This window comes from uncultured Empedobacter sp., from assembly GCF_937930195.1.
In the GTDB taxonomy this organism is placed as follows: domain Bacteria; phylum Bacteroidota; class Bacteroidia; order Flavobacteriales; family Weeksellaceae; genus Empedobacter; species Empedobacter stercoris.
On record NZ_CALGVK010000189.1, the window covers coordinates 1 to 2,525 of the forward strand.

The 2,525-nt window shown below is 27.6% G+C and carries 2 protein-coding genes; one reads left to right on the forward strand and one right to left on the reverse strand.

The window, feature by feature from the left end; translation table 11 throughout:
* Nucleotides 1–80 precede the first annotated feature (80 nt).
* Nucleotides 81–737 (forward strand): HAD-IA family hydrolase, encoded by a 657-nt coding sequence (locus Q0616_RS11455; protein ID WP_298777032.1) that lies wholly within the window; start codon nt 81–83, stop codon nt 735–737.
* Nucleotides 738–744: 7 nt separating this feature from the next.
* On the opposite strand, the gene Q0616_RS11460 is transcribed toward Q0616_RS11455, so the two are convergent.
* Nucleotides 745–2,525 (reverse strand): hypothetical protein (locus Q0616_RS11460; protein ID WP_298777033.1); only part of this gene is annotated, 1,781 nt, incomplete at its 5' end.

Here is a 2,525-nt window from a genome sequence, read left to right on the forward strand (position 1 = left end):
CTTAATTTAAAATCATTCTAAAATTAGATAAATTACATTCATCTCTATTAAACAGCTAATTTTGTACAAACAAAACAACAATGATTAAAACAGTAATTTTCGATATGGATGGTGTAATTGTCGATACAGAACCTGTACACAAATACGCTTATTTCGAACATTATAAAGAATTGAATATTCCAGTAACAGAAGAATTATTTGCAACTTTTACCGGTCAATCGACAAAAAATGTGTATCAAATTTTAAAAGATAAGTTTGATTTGAAAGAAGAAGTAAATGATTTAGTTTTGAGGAAACGAGCGATTTTTAATGAAGCTTTTGATACAAAACCTGATTTGTATTTAATAGATGGAGTAGAAGAGTTGATTAAAGATTTGTATGCTAATAAAATTGAATTAATCTTAGCTTCGTCTGCATCAAAAAGTACGATTGATCGTGTGTTTAGTCGTTTTCAATTGGATCAATATTTTTCACATAAAATATCGGGTGAAAACTTTCCTAAATCAAAACCTGATCCAGCTATTTTTTTACATGCGGCTGAAATAGCCAAATCAGAACATGACGAGTGCATTGTTATCGAAGATTCTACAAACGGAGTTGAAGCTGCATTTTGCGCAAACCTCTATTGTTTAGGTTATAAAAGTGTCAATTCTAAAAATCAAAATTTAGAAAAAGCAAATTCGATAGTTGATGATTTTAAACAAATAAATGCAGCCTATATTATTGATTTGAAATAGATTTATGCTAATCAATAATTTTATATTGTTTCATTAAGAAAATGGCATTCATCATTTTGGTAGTGCCTTTTCTTAATTTGTAATCCGAAAAATAATTGTTATCAATGTTTTTCAATTCAAAACAATAATTGATAATATGAGCAGGATTATCGTTTTCCATTTTCGTTAATTCTAAATCGTGTGTTGCGATAAAACCTATTAATTTCGTTGGAGATTGAATAAGCTTTTCCAAAAATTTTTGCGAACCAATCAATTTATCTTCTGAATTGGTCCCTTTCAAAATCTCATCCAGAATAATAATTTGCGGTTGATTATCCTCCAATCGATCAATTAAAATTTTCAATTTATTGATTTCATTTTTAAAATAAGAATCACCTGAAGACAAATTATCTGCTGTACGGATACTTGTAAATAAATCCATTGGGTAAAATGACATTTTATTTGCACTTACTTTTAAACCGTTCATAGCCAGTACTAAATTTGTTCCAATTGTACGAAGAAACGTACTTTTTCCAGCCATATTTGCTCCCGTTATAATTGCAATATTATTTGGACGATTTGTCTCAAAATCATTTTTAACAACAGTTTCTTCATTCAATAATGGATGAAAACCATTGTATATTTTTAATTCATAAGGTTCATCTGCAATAGTTGGAAAAGTAAAAGATTTAAACTTATCATTAAATAAAGCAAACGAAACAAAAGCCTCTAATTTAGCCAATTCATCTAACCAAGGTTTGATTTGATGAACAGTTTTTTGAACTTCATTTTCAAATTTTATTGAATAATTTAATCGCCACAAGAAAAAAGTATTTAATACAAAACCAACAATTGGAAAATTAGCTGCATCTAAGGTTTCTTTGGTCGAAGAAATGGTTTTAATTAATGAAGATGATTTAGTTGGATTTTTAAACGTTGCTTGTATTTCTGAGTTTAGTTTCGATTGAAAAATTTCATCCTCTATATGTTTACAAACTTCGTATAAATTATCCAATTCATCTGCTTTCATTGTGGTGTATGCAGCCACTCGTTTTAGTTGTTTTTTGTAGACAAACGTAATTGCACTCGAAACGAATACAGCGGTTAATATCCAATAAAAAACTATTACTTTTGGAAAACCAATGAAAGCCAAATAGACAAAACAAAGGATATTGATGGCAGAAACAACACTTGGAATAACTTTCAAAAACTGATTGTTAAATACACGATTTTCAAAAACAAAAATAGAAGATTGATTCATTTTTAATCGTTTCATAAATGTCAAAAATGTCACAATCCAATCTCTTTTTTCAGCTAATTCTGTAAAAGCGTTTTGACGTTCTATAATTTCGGTTTTGTCTAAAATTAAATTCGATAAATAATATTTCAATTGTAAACTACCGATTCGCGTTTGTGTTTTATTGATTCGATTAAAGATTGAATTACCTTCTAAAATATCTAAATCTTTGTTGTAAACATTATTGAATTTAGAATTATCTTCAACAAATTGATCGATAGAATCATCAGTTTTTAGTTGTGAAATTATTTCTAAAGCTTGTGTAAAATAGGTAAGTTGAGTAGAAATCCTGGAAGTAATTACCACCAAAATGATGAAAACCACAAATAATATTGTAGAAATAATTAAATATAAATCATTACTTGAAGTAACATAAAGCGAGAAAAACACAAGTGAACTAATAAACGACAGAAGCCTTACATTGCTTATTTTATTCTTTTTCGATTTTAAAGTGATGAAATCTTGGTTTATTTTTTCTTCTATTTTTAGATATTCTTCCATTATAATATATT